Annotated in this window: 19 protein-coding genes and 1 rRNA gene; 16 read left to right on the top strand and 4 right to left on the bottom strand. The window is 71.9% G+C overall.

All coding sequences use genetic code 11. The features are described 5' to 3' along the window. A 5S ribosomal RNA gene (gene rrf / locus ABD793_RS42900) occupies nt 1-74 on the top strand; the annotation flags it as partial. Nucleotides 75-317: 243 nt separating this feature from the next. On the opposite strand, the gene ABD793_RS37500 is transcribed toward rrf, so the two are convergent. Further along, nucleotides 318-2,957, bottom strand: a complete 2,640-nt coding sequence (locus ABD793_RS37500; protein WP_344868238.1) for a hypothetical protein — start codon at nt 2,955-2,957, stop codon at nt 318-320. Nucleotides 2,958-2,987: 30 nt separating this feature from the next. Here ABD793_RS37500 and ABD793_RS37495 point away from each other — a divergent pair, with 30 nt between their 5' ends. The 10 genes from ABD793_RS37495 (at nt 2,988) to ABD793_RS37450 (ending at nt 14,049) form a co-directional block, all read left to right on the top strand. Then, nucleotides 2,988-3,461: a tetratricopeptide repeat protein gene (locus ABD793_RS37495; RefSeq protein WP_344868236.1), complete on the top strand. Its 474-nt coding sequence runs from the start codon at nt 2,988-2,990 to the stop codon at nt 3,459-3,461. Continuing rightward, nucleotides 3,454-4,431, top strand: coding sequence for an HAD-IIA family hydrolase (locus tag ABD793_RS37490; protein ID WP_344868234.1), 978 nt, complete (start codon nt 3,454-3,456; stop codon nt 4,429-4,431). The genes ABD793_RS37495 and ABD793_RS37490 overlap by 8 nt, the downstream gene beginning before the upstream one ends. A 16-nt stretch (nt 4,432-4,447) precedes the next feature. Then, nucleotides 4,448-4,654: a hypothetical protein gene (locus ABD793_RS37485; protein ID WP_344868232.1), complete on the top strand. Its 207-nt coding sequence runs from the start codon at nt 4,448-4,450 to the stop codon at nt 4,652-4,654. 5 nt (nt 4,655-4,659) lie between these two features. After that, nucleotides 4,660-5,493, top strand: a complete 834-nt coding sequence (locus ABD793_RS37480) for a TlyA family RNA methyltransferase (protein ID WP_344868230.1) — start codon at nt 4,660-4,662, stop codon at nt 5,491-5,493. Next, on the top strand, nt 5,490-6,416 hold the full coding sequence (locus tag ABD793_RS37475; protein ID WP_344868228.1) for an NAD kinase: 927 nt from the start codon (nt 5,490-5,492) through the stop codon (nt 6,414-6,416). The genes ABD793_RS37480 and ABD793_RS37475 overlap by 4 nt, the downstream gene beginning before the upstream one ends. A 99-nt stretch (nt 6,417-6,515) precedes the next feature. After that, nucleotides 6,516-8,312 (top strand): DNA repair protein RecN, encoded by a 1,797-nt coding sequence (gene recN / locus ABD793_RS37470; RefSeq protein ID WP_344868226.1) that lies wholly within the window; start codon nt 6,516-6,518, stop codon nt 8,310-8,312. Nucleotides 8,313-9,250: 938 nt separating this feature from the next. Continuing rightward, nucleotides 9,251-10,405 (top strand): DUF1266 domain-containing protein, encoded by a 1,155-nt coding sequence (locus tag ABD793_RS37465; protein WP_344868224.1) that lies wholly within the window; start codon nt 9,251-9,253, stop codon nt 10,403-10,405. 96 nt (nt 10,406-10,501) lie between these two features. Next, complete coding sequence (steA, locus tag ABD793_RS37460) at nt 10,502-11,686, top strand: putative cytokinetic ring protein SteA (RefSeq protein WP_344868222.1); 1,185 nt, start codon at nt 10,502-10,504, stop codon at nt 11,684-11,686. Continuing rightward, complete coding sequence (locus ABD793_RS37455) at nt 11,683-12,630, top strand: copper transporter (RefSeq protein ID WP_344868221.1); 948 nt, start codon at nt 11,683-11,685, stop codon at nt 12,628-12,630. The genes steA and ABD793_RS37455 overlap by 4 nt, the downstream gene beginning before the upstream one ends. Before the next feature lie 249 nt (nt 12,631-12,879). Then, complete coding sequence (locus ABD793_RS37450) at nt 12,880-14,049, top strand: acyltransferase (RefSeq protein WP_344868220.1); 1,170 nt, start codon at nt 12,880-12,882, stop codon at nt 14,047-14,049. A 7-nt stretch (nt 14,050-14,056) separates the two neighbouring features. Here the strand turns inward: ABD793_RS37450 and ABD793_RS37445 are convergent, their stop codons facing one another. Further along, on the bottom strand, nt 14,057-14,767 hold the full coding sequence (locus ABD793_RS37445; RefSeq protein ID WP_344868219.1) for an aspartate/glutamate racemase family protein: 711 nt from the start codon (nt 14,765-14,767) through the stop codon (nt 14,057-14,059). Next, complete coding sequence (locus ABD793_RS37440) at nt 14,752-16,197, bottom strand: NCS1 family nucleobase:cation symporter-1 (RefSeq protein ID WP_344868218.1); 1,446 nt, start codon at nt 16,195-16,197, stop codon at nt 14,752-14,754. Before ABD793_RS37440 ends, ABD793_RS37445 begins: the two co-directional genes overlap by 16 nt. Before the next feature lie 141 nt (nt 16,198-16,338). Here ABD793_RS37440 and ABD793_RS37435 point away from each other — a divergent pair, with 141 nt between their 5' ends. Both ABD793_RS37435 and ABD793_RS37430 read left to right on the top strand, forming a co-directional pair. Further along, nucleotides 16,339-17,019, top strand: coding sequence for a GntR family transcriptional regulator (locus tag ABD793_RS37435; RefSeq protein WP_344868216.1), 681 nt, complete (start codon nt 16,339-16,341; stop codon nt 17,017-17,019). A gap of 42 nt (nt 17,020-17,061) precedes the next feature. Next, entirely contained in the window at nt 17,062-17,913 is an 852-nt protein-coding gene (locus ABD793_RS37430; RefSeq protein ID WP_344868215.1) for an alpha/beta fold hydrolase, read from the top strand. A gap of 6 nt (nt 17,914-17,919) precedes the next feature. Here the strand turns inward: ABD793_RS37430 and aroA are convergent, their stop codons facing one another. Further along, a complete protein-coding gene (gene aroA / locus ABD793_RS37425) occupies nt 17,920-19,206 on the bottom strand; it encodes a 3-phosphoshikimate 1-carboxyvinyltransferase (RefSeq protein ID WP_344868214.1) in 1,287 nt (428 codons plus the stop codon). A 96-nt stretch (nt 19,207-19,302) separates the two neighbouring features. On the opposite strand from aroA, the gene pyrG reads away from it, so the two are divergent. The 3 genes from pyrG (at nt 19,303) to xerD (ending at nt 22,623) form a co-directional block, all read left to right on the top strand. Then, complete coding sequence (gene pyrG, locus ABD793_RS37420; RefSeq protein WP_344868213.1) at nt 19,303-21,003, top strand: CTP synthase; 1,701 nt, start codon at nt 19,303-19,305, stop codon at nt 21,001-21,003. Continuing rightward, nucleotides 21,000-21,632, top strand: coding sequence for an NUDIX domain-containing protein (locus ABD793_RS37415; protein ID WP_344868212.1), 633 nt, complete (start codon nt 21,000-21,002; stop codon nt 21,630-21,632). The genes pyrG and ABD793_RS37415 overlap by 4 nt, the downstream gene beginning before the upstream one ends. 88 nt (nt 21,633-21,720) lie before the next feature. After that, on the top strand, nt 21,721-22,623 hold the full coding sequence (xerD, locus tag ABD793_RS37410; RefSeq protein WP_344868247.1) for a site-specific tyrosine recombinase XerD: 903 nt from the start codon (nt 21,721-21,723) through the stop codon (nt 22,621-22,623). Nucleotides 22,624-22,706 lie beyond the last annotated feature (83 nt).

The following is a 22,706-nucleotide window of genomic DNA, read 5'->3' as shown; positions in this document are numbered from 1 at the left end:
ACCCGGAAGCTAAGCCTGACAGCGCCGATGGTACTGCAACCGAAGGGTTGTGGGAGAGTAGGACACCGCCGAACTCAACCCAAAAAAGGTAGTGGTGGTGTGGGGCGGGGCCCCGGTCGAGAACCCGAGCACGGTTCTCCCAGACCCCAACCCACACCACCACTTTCTTCATGTCTGCGTCCGGTTGGGGCGCCCGGCTTCGGTGAGCGCCGAAGGTCCCCGTAGGATGGTCAGTCGGTCCCTATAGCGGACCACCCGTGAGAATTCAAGAGTTTTCGATGGCAGGAGGCCAGGTGTCCGAGTTCGGTCGACGGGACTCAGCGGATGAGGGGTCCGGACGGTCGGCTCGCCGCGACCAGGACTCCCGTGGCAGCCGGTCCGACGCGCCCCGGGGAGACCGGCGCGGCGCGAAGCAGGACCGAGGCGGACGTGACAGCGGCCACCAGGGCCGCCCCCGCCGGGACGATCGCGGTGCGCGCGGCGCGGGCGGTTTCGCCGGCCGGGCCGGGCGGGGTGATGGTTCGCGGGAAAACCGTGGCTACCAAGGCAAACGTGACGACGGGGACCGCCGCGGCTTCGACAGCCGTTCCGGCGACCGGCCGCAGGGCAAATCCGCCTACCGCGCCGACTCCTCCGCGCGGTACCGGGACGACCGAGGCGGCTCGCGCGGCGACGACCGGCGCGGCGGCGGCTTTCGCGGCGGCGACCAGCGAAGCGGATACCGCGACAACGATCGCCGCACCGGCGGTGGCAACCGGGACTCCCGGAGCTTCCGGGACGACCGCGGTGCGCAGGACAAGGGATTCCGTCGTGACGACCGCGGCTCCGGTGGATACCGCGGTGGCCGTCCGGACGATCGCGGTGCCGGCGGGTACCGCGGTGGCCGTCCGGACGACCGTGGGTTCGGCGGAAACCGCGGTGGCCGTCGTGACGATCGCGATTCCGGCGGGTATCGCGGTGACCGTCGAGACAATCGGGGCTCCGGTGGATACCGCGACGACGGTGGCTCCGGCGGGCACCGCCGTGATGACCGTGGCTCCGGTGGTTTTCGTGGAGATCGCCGAGACGACCGTGGGGCTGCTGGGGCCCGTGGGGACCGTCGCGACGACCGCGGCTCGGGTGGGTACCGCGGTAACCGGCCGGACGATCGTGGCACCGGCGGGTACCGGGGTGAGCGTGGCTCCGGGGGATTCCGTGCGGATCGCCGTGACGACCGTGGCTCTGGTGGGTTCCGGCGGGATGACCGCGGGGCGAGTGGGTATCGCGGGGACCGTCGGGACGAGCGTGGTTCCAGTGGGTACCGCGACGACCGTGCGCAGGGTGGATACCGCGGTGATCGTGCCGGCGGCGGATCGGGCGGCGCTCGGGGAGGAACCCGGGACGATCGCGGATTCCGCAAGGACGACCGGCGGGTCCAGGGCGATCGCGACGGTGGTGCCCGAGCAGATCGTGGTTTCCGGAAGAACGAAGGTGGTTTCCGCAAAGACCGGCAGGATCGGCCTGGTGGCTACCGCGACGATCGGGGCGGTGGCGGTTACCGCGGTGACCGGCGGGACGAGCGTGGGGGTTCGGGAGACCGTCGGGATCGAGGCGACGAATCCCGGAATCGTCAGGGCGCCGGCGGCGGATTCCGGCGTGACGAACAGGGCGACCGTGGCGGGCTCCGGCCGGACCATCGTTCCGGCGGCGGTTTCCGTGACCGGTCGGACGAGCGTGGTGCGCGCGACGAGGTCCGGGAAGAGCGTACGGATCGGGCGGAGCACACGCAGGAGCCCGAACGTGCCGCTGCCGGTGAGCCGGTCGGCCGCGAGGAGCAGCTCGACGCCGCGGTGACCGGGCGTGGCGCGGAAATCGTTGTGGGTGAAGGCGAATCGACCGAGTTCACGCGTGGGCGGGACGCAGCAGACCAGTCCGACAGCGGTGACCGGCAAAGCGACGACCGGGGCGACCGCAGTGGCGGGCACGGAAGTGCCGGCGGAGGCGACCGGGAAGACGGGCGCGAAAGCGACAGCCGGGGCGCCAGTGGTGAGCGTGGCGGTCGTGAGGGGGACGTTCGGCCCGGCGGAGGAACTGACGACGAGCTCGACCGCTCCGACGGCGGCGCAGGTCCGGGCAGCGAATCGCGGAACGACACTGGTGCCCGGAACGACGTTGCGGCTGGCGACGGTGTTGGTTCCCGGGATGACGCTGGTTCCCGTGGCGATGCTGGGGCTGGCGACGGCGTTGGCTCGCGGGATGACGCTGGGCCTGGCGGCGACGCCCGTTCCCGCGGCGAAGGTGACCGGCAGGACGTCAGTGGTTCGCGGACTGAGCGTGCAGTGGGCGACGGGCTTGGTTTCCGAGATGAGTCTGGCCAGGGGGACGGGAGTAGTTCCCGAGATGAGCCCGGCCGGCGGGATCAGGACGACGAGCGTGGCCGGGAGGCCGGGCGCGGCGGGCAGGACGGACCGGGCCCGCGCGATCGAGACGGTCACCAAGACAGTCGTGGGCACCGGGACGGGTCCGGCCAGCAAGACAGTCGTGGGCACCGGGACGGACGCGGTCAGCAGGACAGCCGTGGTCGGCAGGACGGGCCCGGTCAGCAGGACCGGCGTGGGCAGCGGGACGAGCGTGGGCAGCGGGACGACTACGGCCGGCGCGACGGGCGTGGTCCCGATGACCGGGGCGGGCCGCGGACCGAGCGGCCGGAGCGTGGCCGGCGCGACCGGCGTGATCAGCAGGACCGGCGTGGTCCGGCGGAAGGGCGTGGCAGTCGGGAAGGGCTGGACGACGCGGCGCTGGCCCGCGAGCTGCTCGCCGCTCCCGAGCTGCCGGAGGAGGTCGAGTTCTCCGATCTCGACGAGGAGGTCCGGCGGGAGCTGCGGACGTTGCCGAAGGGACTGGCGGAGACCATCGGCAAGCACCTCGCGGCCGCGGGCGGGCTCGTCGACAGTGATCCGGAGGCGGCGCTCGCGCATGCCCGGTACGCCAAGGCCAAGGCTTCGCGCGTGCCCATCGTGCGAGAGGGACTGGGACTCGTCGCCTACCACGCCGGCAACTGGCAGGAAGCCCTGTCCGAGCTGCGTGCGGTGCGGCGGATGACCCGCAGCGACGAGCACATCGCGGTGATCGCCGACGCCGAGCGTGCCCTCGGACGGCCGGAGCGGGCACTCGACCTGGCCAAGGAGACCGACAAGGAACGGCTCACCAAGGCCACCCGGGTCGAGCTGGCGATCGTCGCCGCCGGGGCGCGGCGGGATCTCGGGCAGGTGGACGCCGCGGTCGTGTCGTTGCAAGGCCCGGATCTCGAGGCGGGCAGGCGTGACCCGTGGAGTGCGCGGCTGTTCTACGCCTACGCGGACAACCTCGCGGCCGCGGGACGTACGGAAGAAGCCGTGCGCTGGTTCCTCAACGCGTCGGAGGCCGACGCCGAGGACGAGACCGACGCCGCCGAACGGGCTGCGGACCTGGCGAATGAGTGACGCTGGGTACGACGCGGTGCTGTTCGACCTCGACGGCACCGTGTACCACGGCACGCAGGTGATCCCCGGCGCGCCCGAGACGGTGACCGCGGTGCGGGACCAGGGCACAGCCGTGCGGTTCGTGACCAACAACGCCTCGAAAGCGCCCGCGGACGTCGTCGCGCACCTGAAGCAGCTGGGGCTGTCCGCGGACGCCGAGGAGGTGCACACGAGCGCCCAGGCCGGGGCGGCTGTCCTCGGCGAACGGCTGCCGGAAGGTGCCGAGGTCCTCGTGGTCGGTACCGAGTCGCTGGCGGACGAGGTCGCTGCGGCCGGGCTCAAACCGGTGCGGAAGGCCGGCGAAGCGGTAGCCGCGGTGGTACAGGGGCATTCGCCGGACAACGCGTGGGCCGATCTCGCCGAAGCGTGCCTCGCGATCCGCGCGGGCGCGCTGTGGGTGGCGTGCAATGTCGACGCCACCTTGCCCAGCGAGCGTGGGCTGTTGCCGGGCAACGGCTCCATGGTCGCCGCCCTGCGCACGGCCACCGAGGTCGAACCGGTGGTCGCCGGGAAACCGCAGCCGCTGCTGTTCGAGACGGCCGCGCGCTCGGCCGGAGCGGACCGTCCGCTGGTCGTCGGCGATCGGCTGGACACCGACATCGCCGGTGCCCTCGCGGCAGGCCTCGACGTGCTGTGCGTGCTGACCGGGGTCGCGACGCCGGCCACGCTGGTGCGCGCGATCCCGCAGGAGCGGCCCACCCACCTCAGCGCTGACCTGACCGCACTGAGCCGTCCGGCCGACGAACTCCGCGTCGGCCCACGGCCCGGCTGGCAGGTGGACGAGGGGGACGTGCTCACCGTGCGGGGCGAGGGTGACCGGCTTGACCTGCTCCGCGCGCTCTGCGCCGTCGCCTGGCGCAGCGGGGTGACCACGGTGCGCGCCGAAGGCGACACGGCCGGTGCCGCGCTGACCCGGCTCGGCCTGGCCTGACTGGTAGTTTGGGCCCGTGCATCCGAACGTCCCGCAGCCCGTTCCCGGGCCACCGCCGATTCCCGGTCCCGGCCCGCAGCAGACCGACCCGCGGGCGGGGATCGACGAGGCCGTCGCCGGACTCGACGATCTGGACCGGCTGCCGCCTGCCGAGCACGTGGACCGGTTCGAGGCCGTGCACACCGAGCTGACCGTGGCCTTGTCCAGCATCGACAAGGTCTGAGCGGAGTGCCCAGAAGGGCCCGCCTCGACGCGGAACTGGTACGGCGCGGCCTCGCCCGTTCCCGCGAACAGGCCTCGGCACTCATCGCCGGTGGCAAGGTCACCGTGCGCGGCATGGTTGCGAGCAAAGCCGCCACCAGCGTCGAATCCGACGCGCCCATCGTCGTGAAGGACGAGGACGACCCCGGCTGGGCTTCGCGCGGCGCGCACAAACTGCTCGGCGCCCTCGACGCGTTCGGCCCGCAGGGACTCATCGTCGAAGGCCGCCGCTGCCTCGACGCGGGCGCGTCCACCGGTGGGTTCACCGACGTCCTGCTGCGGGGCGGCGCGAAGACGGTGCTCGCCGCCGACGTCGGACGCGGGCTGCTCGACTGGCGGCTGCGCACCGACGAACGCGTGGTCGTGCTCGACCGCACCAATGTGCGGAACCTGACGCCCGAAGACCTCGGCGGACAGGTCGATCTCGTGGTCGGAGACCTGTCGTTCATCTCGTTGAAGCTCGTGCTGCCCGCGCTCGTCGCGTGCGCCGCCGAAGGCGCCGACCTGGTGCCGATGGTCAAACCGCAGTTCGAGGTCGGGAAGGACCGGCTCGGCAGCGGCGGCGTCGTGCGGGATCCGCAGCTGCGCGCGGAATCCGTGCTCGGCGTGCTCGCCGAGGCCGCGAAACTCGGGCTGGCGGTGCACGGGGTCGTGGCAAGCCCGCTGCCCGGTCCGGCAGGCAATGTCGAGTACTTCGTGTGGTTGCGGCGGCAGGATCCGGGCGCGGAGCAGGACATCGGTGGCACTGTGGACGATGCCGAGCGGCTCGTGCGGGCCGCGGTGCAGGAAGGACCCCAGTGACCGCCGAACGTGAAGTGCTGCTGGTGGCGCATCCCGACCGGGAGACCACCCGGGAGGCCGCCCGCGAGGTGTCCCAGCGGTTCGCCAAGGCCGGGATCCGGCTGCGCGTGACCGACGAGGACATGCTGAAGCTGATCGATCCGGACGGCTGCATGGCGATGCCGTGCACGGTGGTCGCCCCGCAGGACGATCCCGCCCGCGGCGCCGAGCTGGTCTTCGTGCTCGGCGGCGATGGCACGCTGCTGCGGGCAGCCGAGCTGGCCCGCCCGGCCGGGGTGCCGGTGCTGGGCGTGAACCTCGGCCGCGTGGGCTTCCTGGCCGAGGCCGATTCGGAGGCCCTGGGGGACGCCGTGCAGCAGGTGGTCGACGGCGAGTACCACGTCGAGGACCGGATGACCGTGGACGTCACGGTCACCGACGCCGGCACCGAGCTGTACCGGACCTGGGCGCTCAACGAGGCCAGTGTCGAGAAGTTCACCCGCGAGCGGGTGCTGGACGCGCTGATCGAGGTCGACGGGCGGCCGGTGTCGTCGTTCGGCTGTGACGGCGTGCTGTGCGCGACCCCGACCGGCTCCACCGCATACGCGTTCTCCGCCGGCGGCCCGATCCTCTGGCCGGACGTCGAGGCGCTGCTGGTGGTGCCGAACAACGCGCACGCGATGTTCTCCCGGCCGCTGGTCGTGTCGCCCTCGTCGGTGATCTCGGTCGGCATCGATCCGACCGGGCCGAAAGCCGTGCTGACCTGCGACGGCCTGCGCACCTTCGATCTGCAGCCCGGCGCGCTGGTGCAGGTCGTGTGCGGGCAGCGGCCGGTGCGGCTGGTCCGGCTGCGCGAGGGCGTGTTCACCGACCGGCTGGTGCACAAGTTCGGCCTGCCGGTGCGCAGCTGGCGGGAACGGCGCAGTGGCGGCCGCGCGATGTGATCCGGGCGACGCGCCCGCACAGGTGTTCGACCAGCGAAAAGAAGATTAACCGGTGGACGGGCGCACAGAACGTCGGTGGGGACGGCTACGGTAGGCCTCGTGCTGGCCGAGATGCGCATCCAGGGCCTCGGAGTCATCGAGGAAGCCCTGCTGGAACTGCACCCGGGCTTCACCGTCGTGACCGGTGAGACGGGTGCGGGCAAGACCATGGTCGTGACCGGGCTGCACCTGCTTTCCGGCGGGCGGGCCGAGGCGTCCAAGGTCCGGAACGGGATGTTGAAGGCCTTCGTCGAGGGGCGGTTCACCCTCGGGAAGGACGACGCGGCGAATCGCATCGTCACCGACGCGGGCGCGGACGTCGACGAGGACGGCAGTGTGATCGCGCTGCGCACAGTCGCGGTCGACGGCCGCTCGAGAGCGCACCTCGGCGGCCGGTCGGTGCCGGTCGGGGTGCTGGCGGAGCTGTCCGAGCAGGTGATCGCCGTGCACGGGCAGAACGACCAGCTGCGGCTGCTGCGCCCGTCCGAACAGCGCGCGGTGATCGACCGCTTTGCAGGCGACTCCGTGGCCGGGCCGCTCACCGCCTACCGCGACGTGCGGGCGGAATGGCTGACCGTGCTCGCCGAGCTGACCGAGCGCTCCAGCCGTTCGCGGGAAATGGCGCAGCAGGCGGATCTGCTCAAGCACGGTCTCACCGAGATCGATGCGGTGGCCCCCGAACCGGGCGAGGACGTGGAGCTCACCGAGCAGATCAAGCGGCTCGCCGCGGTCGACGAACTGCGCGCGACAGCCACCGAGGCACACGCTGCGGTGTCCGGTTCCGCGGACGGCGATCCGGACGCGCCCGGCGCACTCGGGCTGGTCGGCGAGGCGGTGCGCCGGCTGGCCGCTGCCGAGGATTCCGCGCTGCGCGACCTCGCCCCCCGCCTGGAAGAAGCGTCGATGCTGCTCGGCGACGTGGGTGCGGAGCTGGGCGGCTACCTGGAGAATCTGGACGCCGATCCGGCGCTGCTGGAAAAGGTCCTCGCGCGCCAGGCCGATCTGAAACGGCTCACCCGCAAGTACGCCGCGGACGTCGACGGCGTGCTGGCGTGGGCGCAGGACGCTCGCCGCCGGCTCGAGTCGGTGGACACCTCCGACGAGGCTTTGGCAGCGTTGGCCGCTCGCCGCGACGAGCTGGCACAGCAGTTGGTCGGGCATGCCACCGAAGTGTCCGCGGCGCGCGGCAAAGCGGCCGCCGAACTGGCCACCGCGATCACCAAGGAGCTGTCCGGCCTCGCGATGGGGCAGGCAGAGCTGGAGATCACCGTCGACCAGCGCCCGGCCGAGCACGGCGACCAGCAGGCGCTCGCCATCGACGGGCATGCGGTGCACGCCGGCCCGGACGGCGTGGACGAGGTCGAACTGCTGCTGCGGGCACACGACGGCGCTCCGCCGCTGCCGGTGCACAAGGCCGCGTCGGGCGGCGAGCTGTCCCGCGTGATGCTGGCGATCGAGGTGGTGCTCGCGCATGCGGACACCGTGCAGACGCTGGTCTTCGACGAGGTCGACGCCGGCGTCGGCGGACGGGCCGCAGTGGAGATCGGCCGCCGGCTCGCCCGGCTGGCCCGTACCCACCAGGTCCTGGTGGTCACGCACCTGCCGCAGGTGGCTGCGTTCGCCGACCAGCATCTGGTGGTGGACAAGGGCACCAGCGGCGGTGTCACGCGCAGCGGGGTGAAACTGCTGGAGCAGAGCGACCGGGTACGCGAACTGGCCAGGATGCTGGCCGGGATGGACGGCACCGAGACCGGCCGCGCGCACGCCGAGGAACTGCTCGCGACGGCGGAGAAGGACAAGAACGCACCCGCGAAGCCCGGCGGCGCGGGAAAACGCAAGCGAGCCAAGAAGAACTGAGCATCCACAACACGCACGTCGGGTGCAGCGGGCCCGGCCGCCGATCCGGAGCCCGGGGTGGACTGCCCGGCTCCGGACGGGGCCGCACGGGCTTCGGCCGGCCGCGAACGGGCCCGTGCCGAGGTGAACCGGATTTCACGAGCCGCTTCCGGACCGCGCGGCGGGAAGCAACGACCCGCCCGCGTCGGGAAGAACCGGCGGAAGGGGCACCGGGAGAGCGGACCGGCCCCCGGACCGCGAGAGCAGGCCATGCGCGGGGAACGTGGTTGCCGGCGCGGGGTCGCGTGGTGACAGCTGGTTGCGGGTCCGGGATTGCGGGCCGGGGTGGCCACGAGGGCTTGGTTGCCCGCGGGCCGAGTGGATTGCGGCCGGCCGGTTGCCTGCCGCACGCTCCGCGTACAAGAGGCCGCGGGAGGGTGGACCGAGCAGGCCGTGGGCGCTGGTTGCCGGGGAGTGCGGGTCGAGTGGATTGTCGCTGGCCGGTTGGCTGCCGGTCGCGGGAGAGCGGGCCGTGGGGACCCGGTTGCTCGTGAGCCGGGGAGAATGGGCTACTTGGGGGAGCGTCGTTGTCGGCGGGCCGGATGGCGCGAGAGCCGGTTGCCGGGGAGCGCGGGGCGGTTGTCCGCGGGCCGGGGCGTGCCGCGAGGACTGGTTGCCGGGCAGCCGGGGGGCGGGTCGGTTGTCGGCGGGGTGGGAAGTGTGCGCCGGGCGGTCGGGGTCCGGTTGCCTGTGCACCGGGGGAGAACCGGATGCGGGCGGGGAGAGTCGGCGGGCGTGGGTTGAGCGGCGGCGAGAGCTGGTTGCCGGGGAGCGGGTGGCGAAGTGGGTCTCTCCGCGCCGGGGGACAATGGGCGGTGCGGGCCGGAAGGGCCGGGCGGGAGCCGTGTGGGGGCGGCCGGTCTGTCGTTGAGCGAGTCGGGAAAGGTTGATCATCTCGGATGAGCTGGATCGCGGCTGCCGACGTCGAGACCGAGCTTGCGCGGGCCCGGCGTGACGACGATCTCGACCGGTTCCTCGGTCTGCTCGGGGACGAGGAACTGTTCGTGCCGATCCACCGGGACGAGGCGCACCAGCTGGCCGAACAGCGCGTGTGGTCGCCGGCGAAGGTGTGTTGTCCGCACGAAGGGGAGCTGTCGCTGCAGGTGTTCACGCGCGGCGCGGTGCCGGATCTCGGTGACCGCGTGGTGTTCTTCAGCGGTGATCTCGACTGGGCCGTACGCGGCCTCGGCACCGGGGAGCAGCTGGTGTTCAACCGTGGCACGTCCGGCGAATGGCGGGTGGGCGCGTCGGCCGTGCTGGGCTGGCTCGACGCCAATCCGCACCGGGTCACGGCGGTGGAGCAGCAGGTCGAGCGTCTGCACACGGCGAGCTACGGGCACCTCGAAGGCCCGGTCGCGCACGCGCTCGCGTGCGGTGCGCACCAAGCGGTGCTCGCCGCGGAGCCGTGGAACCTGCTCGGCGCGCGCTGTCACGACTACGTCGCCGAGATCCGCGGCCTGCACGACTGGTGGGGCATCTCGGACGCGGCAGGCTGGCGCACCGCGGTGGACGGCCTGCTGGGCGAAAACCGTGCGGTCACGCCGGGCGGTCTCGCACTCGTGCTGCGTGCCCGCTCCGGGGCGGACCTCGATCCGCTCGCCTGGGTGCGGCTGGTTTCGACGTGGTGCGCGGAGCACGAGCTGGCCGGGCAGGAGGACCTGCTCGCCGCCGCGGTCCGCCGGAACGTGCGTTACGAGCAGCGGCTGCGCGCGGACGGCGTGCTGCCACCGGACGGTGCGGCGGGCAGCACCCTCGGCTGGGACCTCGGCCGCGCGGTGGAGCTGGTCCGCTGGGGCCTCGCCGTCGGCCACTGCGACGCGCTCACCGCCGAACTGCTGGTGCTGGAAGCCGGTTCGCTCGCCCGCCGCTACCACGAGTCATGGGCGGAGCTGTCCGCAGGCTACGTGCTCGGCCGGGTGCTGGCGCTGGACGACGAACGGTTCGGCGAGCACTACCGGACCGCGGTGCGGGTCCACCACCTGCTGCTCGAGGATCCGGCGAGCCCCTGGTCGAACCTCACATTTGCGGCCGGCGGCCCGGAGATCCGGCCGTGATCCGACGCCCGCGGCGACACGGCCCGGCACAATGAGTCACGTCCACATCGGCGCGTCGACCGTGTTCTCGTCCTCAAATTTGTCACCATCAGCCACATGAAGCTCACCGGTTTGCTGGCGCGCAACCACGAAGCACTACCCGGCGTCACCGGCGTGGCCCGGGTCGACCGCCGCACGCGGGAGCTGCTGCGCCGGGTGAGCGCGGGCGACATCGTCGTGCTCGACCAGCTCGACCTCGACCGTGCCACCGCCGACGCGCTGGTGGCCGCCGAGGTCGCCGCGGTGGTCAACGCGTCGCCGTCGATCTCCGGGCGGTTTCCCAACCTCGGCCCGGAAATCCTGGTCGCCGCGGACATTCCGCTGATCGACTCGGTCGGCGGGGAACTGTTGCGCACGGTCAAGGACGGCACGAAACTGCGCGTGCACGAGGGCGCGGTGTACCTGGGGGAGCGCCAGCTCGCCTCCGGCGTCGAGCAGTCCGTGGAGAGCGTCGCGGACCAGATGATCGAGGCCAAGGCCGGTATGTCGACGCAGCTGGAGGCGTTCTCCGCGAACACCATCGAATTCCTCCGCCGCGAGCGCACGCTGATCCTCGACGGCGTCGGCGTGCCGGAGCTGAAGGTGCCGATCCGCGATCGGCACGTGCTCGTCGTGGCAGGCGGCACCGGGCACGCGGAGGACCTGAAGCGGCTCAAGAAGTACCTCGGCGAGCACCGTCCGGTGCTGATCGGCGTGGACGCGGGTGCGGACACGCTGCGCGCGCAGGGGCACGTCCCGGACGTGATCGTCGGCGACCCGACCGGAATCGGCACCGCGACACTGCACAGCGGCGGTGAGGTCGTGGTCCCCGCGCAGCCGGACGGACACGCCCCCGGGGTGGAGCGCATCCAGGACCTCGGCATCGGCGCGGTCACCTTCCCGGCGTCCGGCAACGCCGAGGACCTCGCGCTGCTGCTGGCCGACGCGCACGGTGCGAGCCTCGTGGTCACCGTCGGATTCCAGGCCACCCTGCGCGAGTTCCTCGACCACGGCCGGTCCGGATCCAACCCGTCGACCTTCCTCACCCGGCTCAAGCTGGGCACGAAACTGGTCGACGGCAAGGCAGTCGCGACGCTGCACCGCAGCCGGGTTTCGCTCGGCGCGGTCGCGCTGCTCGTCCTCGCCGCGGTGGTCGTGGTGATCGCCGCGCTGCTCGTCTCCGACGTCGGTTCGGTCTACCTGGACTGGATCCAGCACACCTGGTCCCAGTTCACGGCATGGGTGAAGGGGCTCTTCACGTGATTTCCCTGCGGTACCACATCGTTTCCATCACCGCCTGCTTCCTCGCGCTGGCCGTCGGCGTGGTGCTGGGTTCGACCGCGCTGAACGGCTCACTGCTGTCCGGCCTGTCCGACCAGAAGGAAGACCTGGGCACGCAGGTGTCCGATCTGCAGGCACAGCGCAACGTGCTCAACGCGCGGCTGTCCGATTCCGACGCGTTCGCCGGTGCGATGGGCCCGAAGGTCGTGGCGGGCACGCTGGACAAGCGCAGCGTGGTGATGGTGACCACGCAGGACGCACGCCCTGCCGACCGGGACGCGGTGAAGAAGCTCATCGGCCAGTCCGGTGCCTCGGTCACCGGGGAACTGCAGCTGACCGACGCGTTCACCGATGCGGACAAGGCCGACCAGCTGCGGGACGTGGTGACCCGGCTGCAGCCTGCCGGGGCGCAGTTCCCGACCGCAGGCGATTCCGGCACGCTCGCCGGCGCGCTGCTCGGTTCGGTGCTGCTGCTCGACAAGACGACGGCCAAACCGCAGGCCAGTCCGGACGAGCTGGCCGCGGCGCTCAGCGGGCTCACCGACGGCGGGTTCGTGAAGCCGAGCCAGGGCGTGCAGCCCGCGCAGCTGGCGGTCGTGCTCACCGGCGCGCAGCAAAGCGGTGAGGGCGCGGGGGACCGGGCCGCCTCGATCGCGCGGTTCGCCGCGCAGCTCGACCGTTCCGGTGCGGGTACCGTGCTCGCCGGTGACCCCGGCTCGGCCGAGGGGGCCGGTCCGCTCGGCGTGGTCCGCGCGGACACCTCGGCCACCTCGATCCTGTCCACTGTGGACAACGTCGACTCCGCGGCAGGCCGGGTGGCGACCCTGCTCGCGCTGAAGGAACAGCTCGACGGCGGCTCCGGCCGCTACGGCATCGCGGGCAACGCACAGGCACCCGCGCCGGGGGTCGGTTCCACCGGCAACTGAGCACGGCGGCTCCCGCTCGTCGGCGGCGGCACGGGGATCCCTTCGAGGGTGAGGGAACCCCGCACCGCCGCCGATTCCTGTGTCCGGTACAAAGGGGGCCCGTTCCCACATCCCGGGCGCCGGTGCCGGAAACCGCATGTCGGCCGAGCCTGCCATCAGGTTCTGCTCAGGGACATCATGGGTGATTCACAGCCGCGCAGGCGAACCTGGCACGATGATCGGTAACGACCCTGGGAGCATGGCGCGACGATGACGACCACCGAGATACCGCGTACCCGCGCGGAGGAGCCGGCCGCGCCGGCGAAATCGCCGCACCTGCGGCAGCTGGACCTGTTCCGGGTGCTCACGTTCGCCCTCGTGATCTTCATGCACGTGCTCGTCGCCACGACCTATCCGCAGGACGTGGTGGCCGACGCGCTGGAAGGGCCGTTGCACCTCACACGCGAGGCGTTCTTCGCGCTCACCACCTTCGTGCTGGTCTTCCAGTACCGATCCCGGCCGCTGGCCGCGTGGAAGTTCTGGCGACGGCGGGTGCCGCTGGTCGCGGTGCCCTACGTGGTGTGGTCGGTGATCTACTGGGCCTACTCGATGCTGACCTCGCCGCAGCCGGTGGGGCCGCTGCCGGGGCAGCTGCGCGCGCTGGCGATCGAGATCGCCACCGGCAGTGCCTGGTACCACCTGTACTTCCTGCTCGTGACGCTGCAGGTGTACCTGCTGTTCCCGGTGGTGGTGAAGGTGCTCGGCGTGGTCCGCCGCCGGCCGTGGACGGTGCTCGCGGTGTCCGGCGTGCTGCAGATCGCGATCACCCTGTTCCTCAGCTACCCGCCGGAAAGCGTGGACTACGTCACGGTCACCCGGTTCTTCGTCACACTGCTGCCGTACCAGTTCTATTCGGTGCTCGGCGCCGTCGCGGCGGTGCACTTCGAGACGATGCACGGCTGGCTGCGCGAGCACCGCGGCTGGGTCGTGGCAGGGCTCGTGGCCGCACTGGCGCTCACCGAGACCGGGTACTTCGTGAGTGTCCACAACGGACTGTGGCCGGAGCTGGCCGCGGACGCGTTCCGCCCGTACCTGGTGCCGTGGTGCGTGGCCGCGATCGCCGGGCTGTACGTACTGGGCACCCGCTGGGCCGATGGCAAGCGGCGGGGCGAGCGGGTCGTGTCCTGGGCGGTGGAGCGGTCGTTCGCAGTGTTCCTGAGCCATCCGATCGCGCTCGCGCTGCTGGCGCCGCTGATCTCCTTCATCGGCGATCGCTACGGCGCCCCGTGGACCACGCTGGCGCTCTATCCGTCCGTGGTGGCGCTGACCTTCGTGATCGTCGTGGTGCTGCGCCGGCTGCCGTGGAGCAAGGCGCTCACCGGACGGCCGCCGGTGTGGGCCGCAGCCAAGCCGGAGCCGGCCAGGGCGGCCGCGAGCTGATCCGCGCTCAGCCGGCCGGCCAGCGACGACGCTTGTCCAGCGGCCGTGCGTAGGATCCGGCCCGGCTCGTGTGCAGCCCCAGTGCCACCAGGGACTCCGCGAGCCGCACGGCCGCGGCGACGCCGTCCACCACGGGCACGTCGAGCATCGCGGAGATCTTCCGGTCCAGCCCGGTCATCCCGGCACAGCCGAGCACGAGCACCTCGGCGCCCGCGTCCCGGACCCGCCGCGCGGCGGTGAGCAGCGCCGATTCGGTGCGCCGTTCGTCGCCCAGCTCCAGCACTCCCAGCCCGGCGCCGACCACGGCGACGCAGTGGGTGTGCACGCCCGCACTGTGCAGGCTGTCCTCGATCAGCCCGCAGGTACGGTCCAGCGTCGTGACGACCCCGTAGCGGCGTCCCAGCAGGCCGGCCAGATGGGCGGCGGCCTCGGTGATGTCCACGACCGGCACGTCCAGCAGTTCCCGCGCGCCCTCGCGGCCGTGTTCGCCGAAGCCGGCCATCACCACGGCGTCGAACGGCTCGGTGATCCCGCGCAGCAGGTCCAGTACCGCGGCGGCGGACAGGAAGCTGTCGAGCCAGCCTTCCGCGGATTCCGGACCCCACAACGGGGTTCGGGCGAGGATTTCGGTGCCAGGACTCGCTGCCGCGCGGGCGCCGGTTTCGATCTCCTTGGTCATCGCCTCGGTCGTGTTGCAGTTGGTCACGAGGATGCGCACGCGGACCTCCGCTGCCGGCCTGAGACGGCGAAGTAGAGTGCCCCGGCGGTCGCGGTGCCGAGGAACCACGAGTACGGCGCGGCCGGGGCGAAGAACGGCACCAGGGCGATCACCGCGGACAGCGCGGCCGAAGGCAGGAACGTCGCCATCGCCCGCGGGTTCACCCGCCGGTAGCCGCTCTCGCGCGCGAACAGCTGCCCGACGTCGATCTTCCCGCGCCGCACCAGGTAGTAGTCCACGACCATGATCCCGAACAGCGGACCGAGGAACGCGCCGAGCCCGCCGAGGAAGTAGTTCACCACCACCGGCGACGAGTAGAGCTTCCACGGCAGCACGCACAGCGCGGCCACCGCGCTGATCATCCCGCCGACGGTGAACGAAATCCGCTTCGGCCAGATGTTGGCCAGGTCGTAGGCGGGGGAAACGAAGTTGGCCACGATGTTCACGCCCATGGTCGCGATGGCGAAGGTGAGCGCGCCCACGATCAGCACCGGGGTGCTGTGCACGCGGGCGAGCAGTTCGGCCGGGTCGGTGATCGCCTCGCCGAACACCTGCAGGCTGCCCGCGGTGACGATCACCGACAGCAGCGCGAACGCCGACGAGTTGACCGGCAGGCCCCAGAAGTTGCCGCGTCGCACGGTCTTCTGGTCGGGGGCGAAACGGGAGAAGTCGCAGAAGTTCAGCATCAGCGTGCCGTAGGTGGACAGGATCAGCCCGGCTGCGCCGAACCACTGCCGCACCTGTTCCCCGGCGGGCAGTGCGCGCGGGCTGGCGGTGAACGAGATCCGCCAGTGCGCGGCGGCGAGGATCCACACCGCGAGCGCGATCATCACCACCCAGATCAGCGGGCCGCACCAGTCCTGGAACTTGCGGACCGCCTCCATCCCGCGGGTCAGCACGAGCGCCTGCACCAGCCACAGTGCGAGGAAGCTGATCCAGCCGAGCGCGTGCAGGCCGAGGAAACTGTGCTCGGTCCACGGTTTCAGGCCGGGGTCGATGGCAAGCACGAGCAGCGTGATGGCGACGCTGGCGAGGTAGGTCTGGATGCCGTACCAGAAGATCGCGATCACCGCGCGGATCAGCGCGGGCAGGTTCGCACCGAACGTGCCGAAGCTGATCCGCGCGACCACCGGGAACGGCACTCCGGTGCGCTGGCCGATCCGCCCCATCAGGTTCATGCCGATGAAGATGATCACGAACCCGAACAGCAGCGCGGTCAGCACCTGCCATGCGGACAGGCCGAGCACGAACAGGCCGGCCGCGAAGGTGTAGTTGCCGAGGTTGTGCACGTCCGACATCCACAGCGCGAAGATGTCGTAGACCTTCCAGCTCCGCTTCCCGGCAGGGGCGAGATCGGCGTTCCACAGCCGCGGATCGGGGTCGGCAGGCAGGTCGTGGACGGTGGTTCCGGTGGACGAGGCGGCTTTCATGCGGGCCTCCGCTCGACGGGCCGGCAGGTTTGGTATCCCAAACTTGGGATCCCAAATATCACCCCGCGGTCCGGCCGAGTCAACCCTGCCGCGGATAAACTCCGGTTACCGCCGGTTTCGGCGGCGTTGCGGAGGAGACCGGTGGACACGACGGACGAGCGGCAGCCACTCGCGGCGACCCGGCAGCGGGTGCGCGAGGAGCTGCGTGAGCGGATCCTGACCGGCAGGCTGCGGCCGGGGGACCGGCTCGTGGAACGCGAACTGGCCGAGGACCTCGGCGTGTCCCGGGTACCGGTGCGCGAGGCGATCCGCAGCCTCGAGGCCGAGGGATTCCTGGTCGTGCAGTCGCCCCGGCGCGTGGTGGTGCGTCAGCTGGCGCGGGTGGACGTCGAGGAGCTGTTCGACGTGCGGGAGGCGCTGGAGAGCCTGGCCGCAGGTCTCGCCGCGCGGCGGGCGGGCAAACCGGAGCTGCGCCGGCTCGACCGGCTGCTCGCCGACGCCGCACGTGCCACCCAGCGGGGCGAGGGCGCACGGATCACCGTGCTCAACACCCGGCTGCACGACGAGATCGTGGCGATCGCGGGCAACGGCCTGCTGTCCACGATGGTGCAGCCGCTCGAGGGCCGGTTGCGCTGGCTCACCAGCCAGAACGAGCACTGGAGCGAACTGCTCGACGAGCACCGCCGTCTGGTGGAGGCGATCGCGTCCGGGGACGCGCAGCGCGCCGGCGAGTACGCGGCCGAGCACGTGCGGGTCAACCGGGCGGTCACGCTGCGGGCGCTGTTCGGGGACGCCGCGGAGGACGAGCGCCCGGCCGGCTGAGTTCCAGTAAGGTGACCCTAACTCGGATCGAGGGGGTCGCTGATGGCGCACACGCAGGGCGTGTCCGAATGGGTGTCCACAAGGGACGGACGACGGCTGCACGCGATGGTGCTGGCCGGTCCCGCGTCCGCACCGACCGTGGTGTTCGAGGCCGGGGCCGCGACGAGCCGGTCCTCGTGGGGGCTGGTGCAGCCGCTCGTGGCCGGGTTCGCGCGGGCCGTCGTCTACGACCGGTCCGGGCTGGGCCGCAGTGCACCGGATCCGGCCGGGCGCACGCTGGACCGGATGGCCGACGACCTCGTCGACGTGCTGACCCACTTCGGACCGGGGCGCTACGTGCTGGCCGGGCACAGCGCGGGCGGCCCGATCGTGCGGCTCGCCGCGGCGAGGACGGCCGCGGACATCGCGGGTCTCGTACTGGTCGATCCCACCGACGAGGCCGCGGAAGTGCTGTTCTCGGCCCGATTCCGCCGTGCGGAGCGGCTCTTCCTGCGTACCGGCCGGATACTTGCCGGCGCCGGACTGCTGAAGACGCTGTACCGGCCGATGCGGCGCGCGCTGCCCGACGACGTCCGCGCCGACCTGGAGCGGGAGGGCTTCACCACGCAGGTGCTGCGCACACAGGCCGAACAGGCGCGGACGTTCCTCGACGAACTGGCTGCCTGGCGGAGCGACCCGCCGGCGCCCGGTGCGCACCCGGTGACGGTCGTTTCCGGCGAGCGCGCCGGGGACGGGATGAACGCCGCGGTGCGGGCCGAGGCGAACGCCGCACACGCACGCCGGGCCGGGGCTTCGGCGCGTGGCCGGCAGGTGATCGCCGAGCGCTCCGGGCACCTGGTGCCGATCACCGAACCGGACGTGGTGGCCGGCGAGATCCGCAGGCTGGTGGCCTGACGCGGCTCAGCCGACCAGCTCGTTCCAGGTCGCCGTGAACTCCGGGAACGTCTTGCCCACCGTGCCCGGGTTCTCCACGTGCACCTCCGGCACCCGCAGGCCGAGCACCGCCGCGGCCATCACCAGGCGGTGGTCGTCGTAGGTGTGGAACACGCCGCCGTGCAGCGGGGCCGGGGTGATGCGCAGGCCGTCCCCGGTCTCGGTGACGCCTGCGCCCAGCGCGGTCAGTTCGGTGGCCAGTGCGGTCAGCCGGTCGGTCTCGTGCCCGCGCAGGTGCGCGACGCCGGAGATGGCCGACGGGCCCTCGGCGAAGCACAGTGCCGCCGCGATCACCGGGGTCAGCTCGCCGACCTCGTGCAGATCGAGTTCCACGCCGGGGATCACCGGCCCGCCGGTGACGGTGAGGCCGTCGTCGTCCAGGGTCACCTTCGCGCCCAGGTTCGGGAGCAGGCTGCGCAGCCAGTCGCCGGGCTGGGTGGTGTGCTTCGGCCAGCCCGGCACGCGCACCGTGCCACCGGAGACCACCGCCGCGGCGAGGAACGGCGCAGCCGTGGACAGGTCCGGCTCCACCACGTACTCCGGGCAGGACAGCTTCGACGGTGCGACGTGGAACTCGCTGCCCTCGCGCTCCACTGTGGCCCCGAAGCGGCGCAGCATGTCCAGCGTCATCGCGATGTGCGGTTCGCTCGGCGGCGTGCCGCCCACCAGTCGCACGGTGACGCCATGGTCGAACGCCGGGCCCGCGAGCAACAGCGCGGAGAGGAACTGGCTGGATGCCGACGAATCCAGGTCGACCTTGCCGCCGCGCAGCCCGCCGTCCCCGTGCACGGTGAACGGAGGGGCGCCACGGCCCTCGTCGTCGATGCGCGCGCCGAGGCGGCGCAGCGCGGTCAGCAACGGGTCGATCGGACGACGGCGGATCGCCTCGTCGCCGTCGAACAGCACGGAGGCGCTGCCCAGCGCGGCCAGTGCCGGGGTGAACCGTGCGACGGTCCCGGCGTTGCCCAGTGTGACGGTCACTTCGTCACCGCGGCCGCTGTTCGAGCCGAGCGGGTGCACGAGGTGCCCGTCGGCGGTCTCCTCGGAACGGGCACCCAGGGTGGCGAGCGCGCCGAGCATCAGCCGGGTGTCGCGGGAATCGAGCGGCACGCGTACCCGGGTCGGCGCGCTCGCGAGCGCGGAAAGCACGTACGCGCGGTTCGTGATCGACTTCGATCCCGGGACGCGCACTGTGGCGTCGAGAGCGGCCGAGGCGACCGGCGCCGGCCAGGTGTCTTCGTGCGCATTCGTCACGCGCAGCAGCCTAGCGCGCCGGTGCGGGCCGGTTCCGCCGCGCCGGGGACCGCCGCCGACGGGCGATCCCCGGGCCGTGCGATATGCTGGCGGCCCGTGGGACTTCAGTCGCGGGCTACCAAGTATGTCTTTGTCACCGGAGGCGTCGCCTCCTCTCTGGGTAAGGGTCTGACGGCGTCGAGCCTCGGACAGCTGCTCACCTCACGCGGGCTCCGCGTCACGATGCAGAAACTCGATCCATACCTCAACGTCGATCCCGGGACGATGAACCCGTTCCAGCACGGCGAGGTCTTCGTCACCGACGACGGCGCGGAAACCGATCTCGACATCGGGCACTACGAGCGTTTCCTCGACCGCGACCTCGACGGCAAGGCCAATGTGACCACCGGGCAGGTGTACTCGGAGGTGATCGCCAAGGAACGGCGCGGCGAGTACCTCGGCGACACCGTCCAGGTCATTCCGCACATCACCGACGAGATCAAGAAACGGATCACCGCCGCGGCCGAACCGGACGAGCACGGCAGCACCCCGGACGTGGTGATCACCGAGGTCGGCGGCACGGTCGGGGACATCGAATCGCTGCCGTTCCTGGAATCGATCCGCCAGGTGCGCCACGACGTGGGCCGGGACCACTGCTTCTTCCTGCACGTGTCGCTGGTGCCCTACCTCGCCCCCTCCGGCGAGCTCAAGACCAAGCCGACCCAGCATTCGGTGGCCGCGCTGCGCAACATCGGCATCCAGCCGGACGCGCTGGTCTGCCGGGCCGACCGGGAGATCCCCGAGGACCTCAAGCGCAAGATCGGCCTGATGTGCGATGTCGACTCCGAGGCGGTCATCGCCTGCCCGGACGCGCGGTCGATCTACGACATCCCCAAGGTGCTGCACCGCGAGGCGCTCGACGCGTACGTGGTCCGTCGGCTCGGCCTGCCCTTCCGCGACGTCGACTGGACGGTGTGGGGCGATCTGCTCGACCGCGTGCACAACCCGAACGAGGTCGTGCGGGTTGCCGTGGTGGGCAAGTACATCGACCTGCCGGACGCGTACCTGTCGGTCACCGAGGCATTGCGCGCGGGCGGATTCGCCCACCGTGCCAAGGTGGAGATCAAGTGGGTCGCCTCGGACGACGCGGAGACCGCGGCCGGTGCCGCCGCCGTGCTGTCCGATGTGGACGGTGTGCTGATCCCCGGCGGGTTCGGCATCCGCGGCATCGAGGGCAAGGTCGGCGCGATCGAGTACGCGCGCACCCGCGGGGTGCCGGTGCTCGGGCTGTGCCTCGGCCTGCAGTGCATGGTGATCGAGTCCGCCCGGCACCTGGCCGGCGTCGAGGACGCCAACTCGGCGGAGTTCGACGAGGACACCCGGCACCCGGTGATCTCCACGATGGCCGACCAGCGCGACGTGGTGGCAGGCGAACGCGATATGGGCGGCACCATGCGCCTCGGCGCCTACCCGGCGAAACTCAAGGCCGGTTCGCAGGTGGCGAAGGCGTACGGCGGCACCGAGGTGTCCGAACGGCACCGGCATCGCTACGAGGTGAACAACTCCTACCGCAAGCAGCTTTCCGAGGCCGGGCTGGTGTTCTCCGGCACCTCGCCGGACGAGCGGCTGGTCGAGTTCGTGGAGCTGCCTGCGGGCGTGCACCCGTTCTTCGTGGGCACCCAGGCACATCCGGAGCTGAAGAGCCGCCCGACCCGGCCGCACCCGCTGTTCAGTGCGTTCGTGAAGGCCGTGGTGGACCGCAAGGTCGCCGAGCGGCTGCCGGTGGAGCTGGCCGAACCGCCGGTGGCGGCCCGATGAGCGAGCCGGGCACGCACGAGTTCGCCGTCGCCGGCACCCGGGTCGTCCACATCGGACGCGTCGTCGGACTGCGGATCGACGACGTGGTGATGCCCGGCGGGGAGACCGCGAAGCGCGAAATCGTGGAACACCTCGGTGCGGTCGCGATTCTCGCGCTCGACGCCGACGGTGCGGTCACTCTCATCCACCAGTACCGGCATCCGCTCGGCCGCAGGCTGTGGGAACTGCCCGCCGGGCTGATCGACCACCCCGGCGAGGATCCGGTGGACGCGGCGCGGCGCGAGCTGGTCGAGGAGGTCGGGCTCGCCGCGGACGACTGGGTGACGCTGGTCGACGTGGCCGCCTCGCCCGGTTTCACCGACGAGGTGGTGCGGGTGTTCCTCGCCCGTGAAACGTCCCCAGTGGACCGAGAGGTGCTCGGCGAGGAGGAGGCCGACCTGGTGGTGCGGAAGTTCCCGCTCGCCGAGGCGGTGCGCATGGCGCTGGCAGGCGAGCTGGTGAACGGTGCCACGGTGTCCGGGGTGCTCGCGGCGCACGCCGTGGTCACCGGAGCCGCGCCGGCCCGCCCGGCCGACGCTGCGTGGCGCGACCGGCCCAGCCGCTTCGCCCGGCGGCTGGCCGAGGGCTGAACTCCCGCCCGCGGCTGCCTCGCCGGGCACGGTGGCGAGGCAGCCGCGGAGCTACAGTGGCCCGGTGACGAGCAAGGGCGTGGACGAGGTGATCGCCGCGTACCTCGACCACCTCGTGGTGGAGCGGGGTACCGCCCGCAACACGCTCGACAGCTACGCCCGCGACCTCCGCCGTTACGCCGCCCACCTCACGAGCGAAGGGGTCGGGCTCCTGCCCGAGGTTCAGCCCGGACACGTCACTTCGTTCGGGGCCGCGTTGCGCGAGGGCGACGGCGAGCATCGTCCGCTCGCTGCTTCGTCGGCCGCCCGCGCGCTGGTGGCGGTGCGCGGGCTGCACAAGTTCGCGCACGCCGACGGCATCACCGAACACGATCCCGCCAGGGACGTCCGCCCGCCCGCCGCGGCGAAGCGGCTGCCCAAAGCACTCCCGGTCGCCGACGTGCTCAAGCTGCTCGACACCCCGCCCCCGGACGGCGAACGTCCGTTGCGGGACCGTGCGCTGCTCGAATTGCTCTACTCCACCGGCGCCCGCATCTCGGAGGCCGTCGGGCTCGATGTGGACGATGTGGACGATCGCGAGCGCACCGTGCTGCTCGACGGCAAGGGCGGCAAGCAGCGGCTGGTCCCGATCGGCCGTCCCGCGCTGGAGGCGGTGCACGCCTACCTGGTGCGCGCCCGTCCCGGCCTCGCCGCGCACGGGCGGGGGACTTCGGCGCTGTTCCTCAACGCCCGTGGCAGCAGGCTTTCCCGGCAGAGCGCGTGGCAGGTGCTCAAGGACACCGCGGAGCGCGCCGGGATCACCTCCGTGGTGTCGCCGCACACGCTGCGCCACTCGTTCGCCACGCACCTGCTGGAAGGCGGCGCGGACGTCCGGGTGGTTCAGGAACTGCTCGGCCACGCCTCGGTCACCACGACGCAGGTGTACACCCTCGTGACCGTCACGACCCTGCGCGAGGTGTACGCGACCGCGCATCCGCGGGCACTGGGATGACCGCCAAGGGCGTTCGCACGCTGCGGTGACTCGCCGCAGGTGGTCCGGCGCGGCGCTTTGCCGGGGCTCCGGATCCGCGCATA

It is taken from the genome of Amycolatopsis ultiminotia, assembly GCF_039536925.1.
GTDB classification, from domain to species: domain Bacteria; phylum Actinomycetota; class Actinomycetes; order Mycobacteriales; family Pseudonocardiaceae; genus Amycolatopsis; species Amycolatopsis ultiminotia.
Note: the sequence above shows the minus strand (reverse complement) of the source record. Positions and strands in the feature narration are given on the sequence as shown.

Excerpts from the sequence above, each read along its gene's own strand:
- ABD793_RS37500 (WP_344868238.1), bottom strand. The coding sequence starts at position 2,957 with ATGCGCGAGCGCCGCCTCCGGATCACTGTCGACGAGCCCGCCCGCGGC.
- ABD793_RS37490 (WP_344868234.1), top strand. The coding sequence starts at position 3,454 with ATGAGTGACGCTGGGTACGACGCGGTGCTGTTCGACCTCGACGGCACC.
- ABD793_RS37465 (WP_344868224.1), top strand. The coding sequence starts at position 9,251 with ATGAGCTGGATCGCGGCTGCCGACGTCGAGACCGAGCTTGCGCGGGCC.
- steA (WP_344868222.1), top strand. The coding sequence starts at position 10,502 with ATGAAGCTCACCGGTTTGCTGGCGCGCAACCACGAAGCACTACCCGGC.
- ABD793_RS37450 (WP_344868220.1), top strand. The coding sequence starts at position 12,880 with ATGACGACCACCGAGATACCGCGTACCCGCGCGGAGGAGCCGGCCGCG.
- ABD793_RS37440 (WP_344868218.1), bottom strand. The coding sequence starts at position 16,197 with ATGAAAGCCGCCTCGTCCACCGGAACCACCGTCCACGACCTGCCTGCC.
- ABD793_RS37430 (WP_344868215.1), top strand. The coding sequence starts at position 17,062 with ATGGCGCACACGCAGGGCGTGTCCGAATGGGTGTCCACAAGGGACGGA.
- ABD793_RS37415 (WP_344868212.1), top strand. The coding sequence starts at position 21,000 with ATGAGCGAGCCGGGCACGCACGAGTTCGCCGTCGCCGGCACCCGGGTC.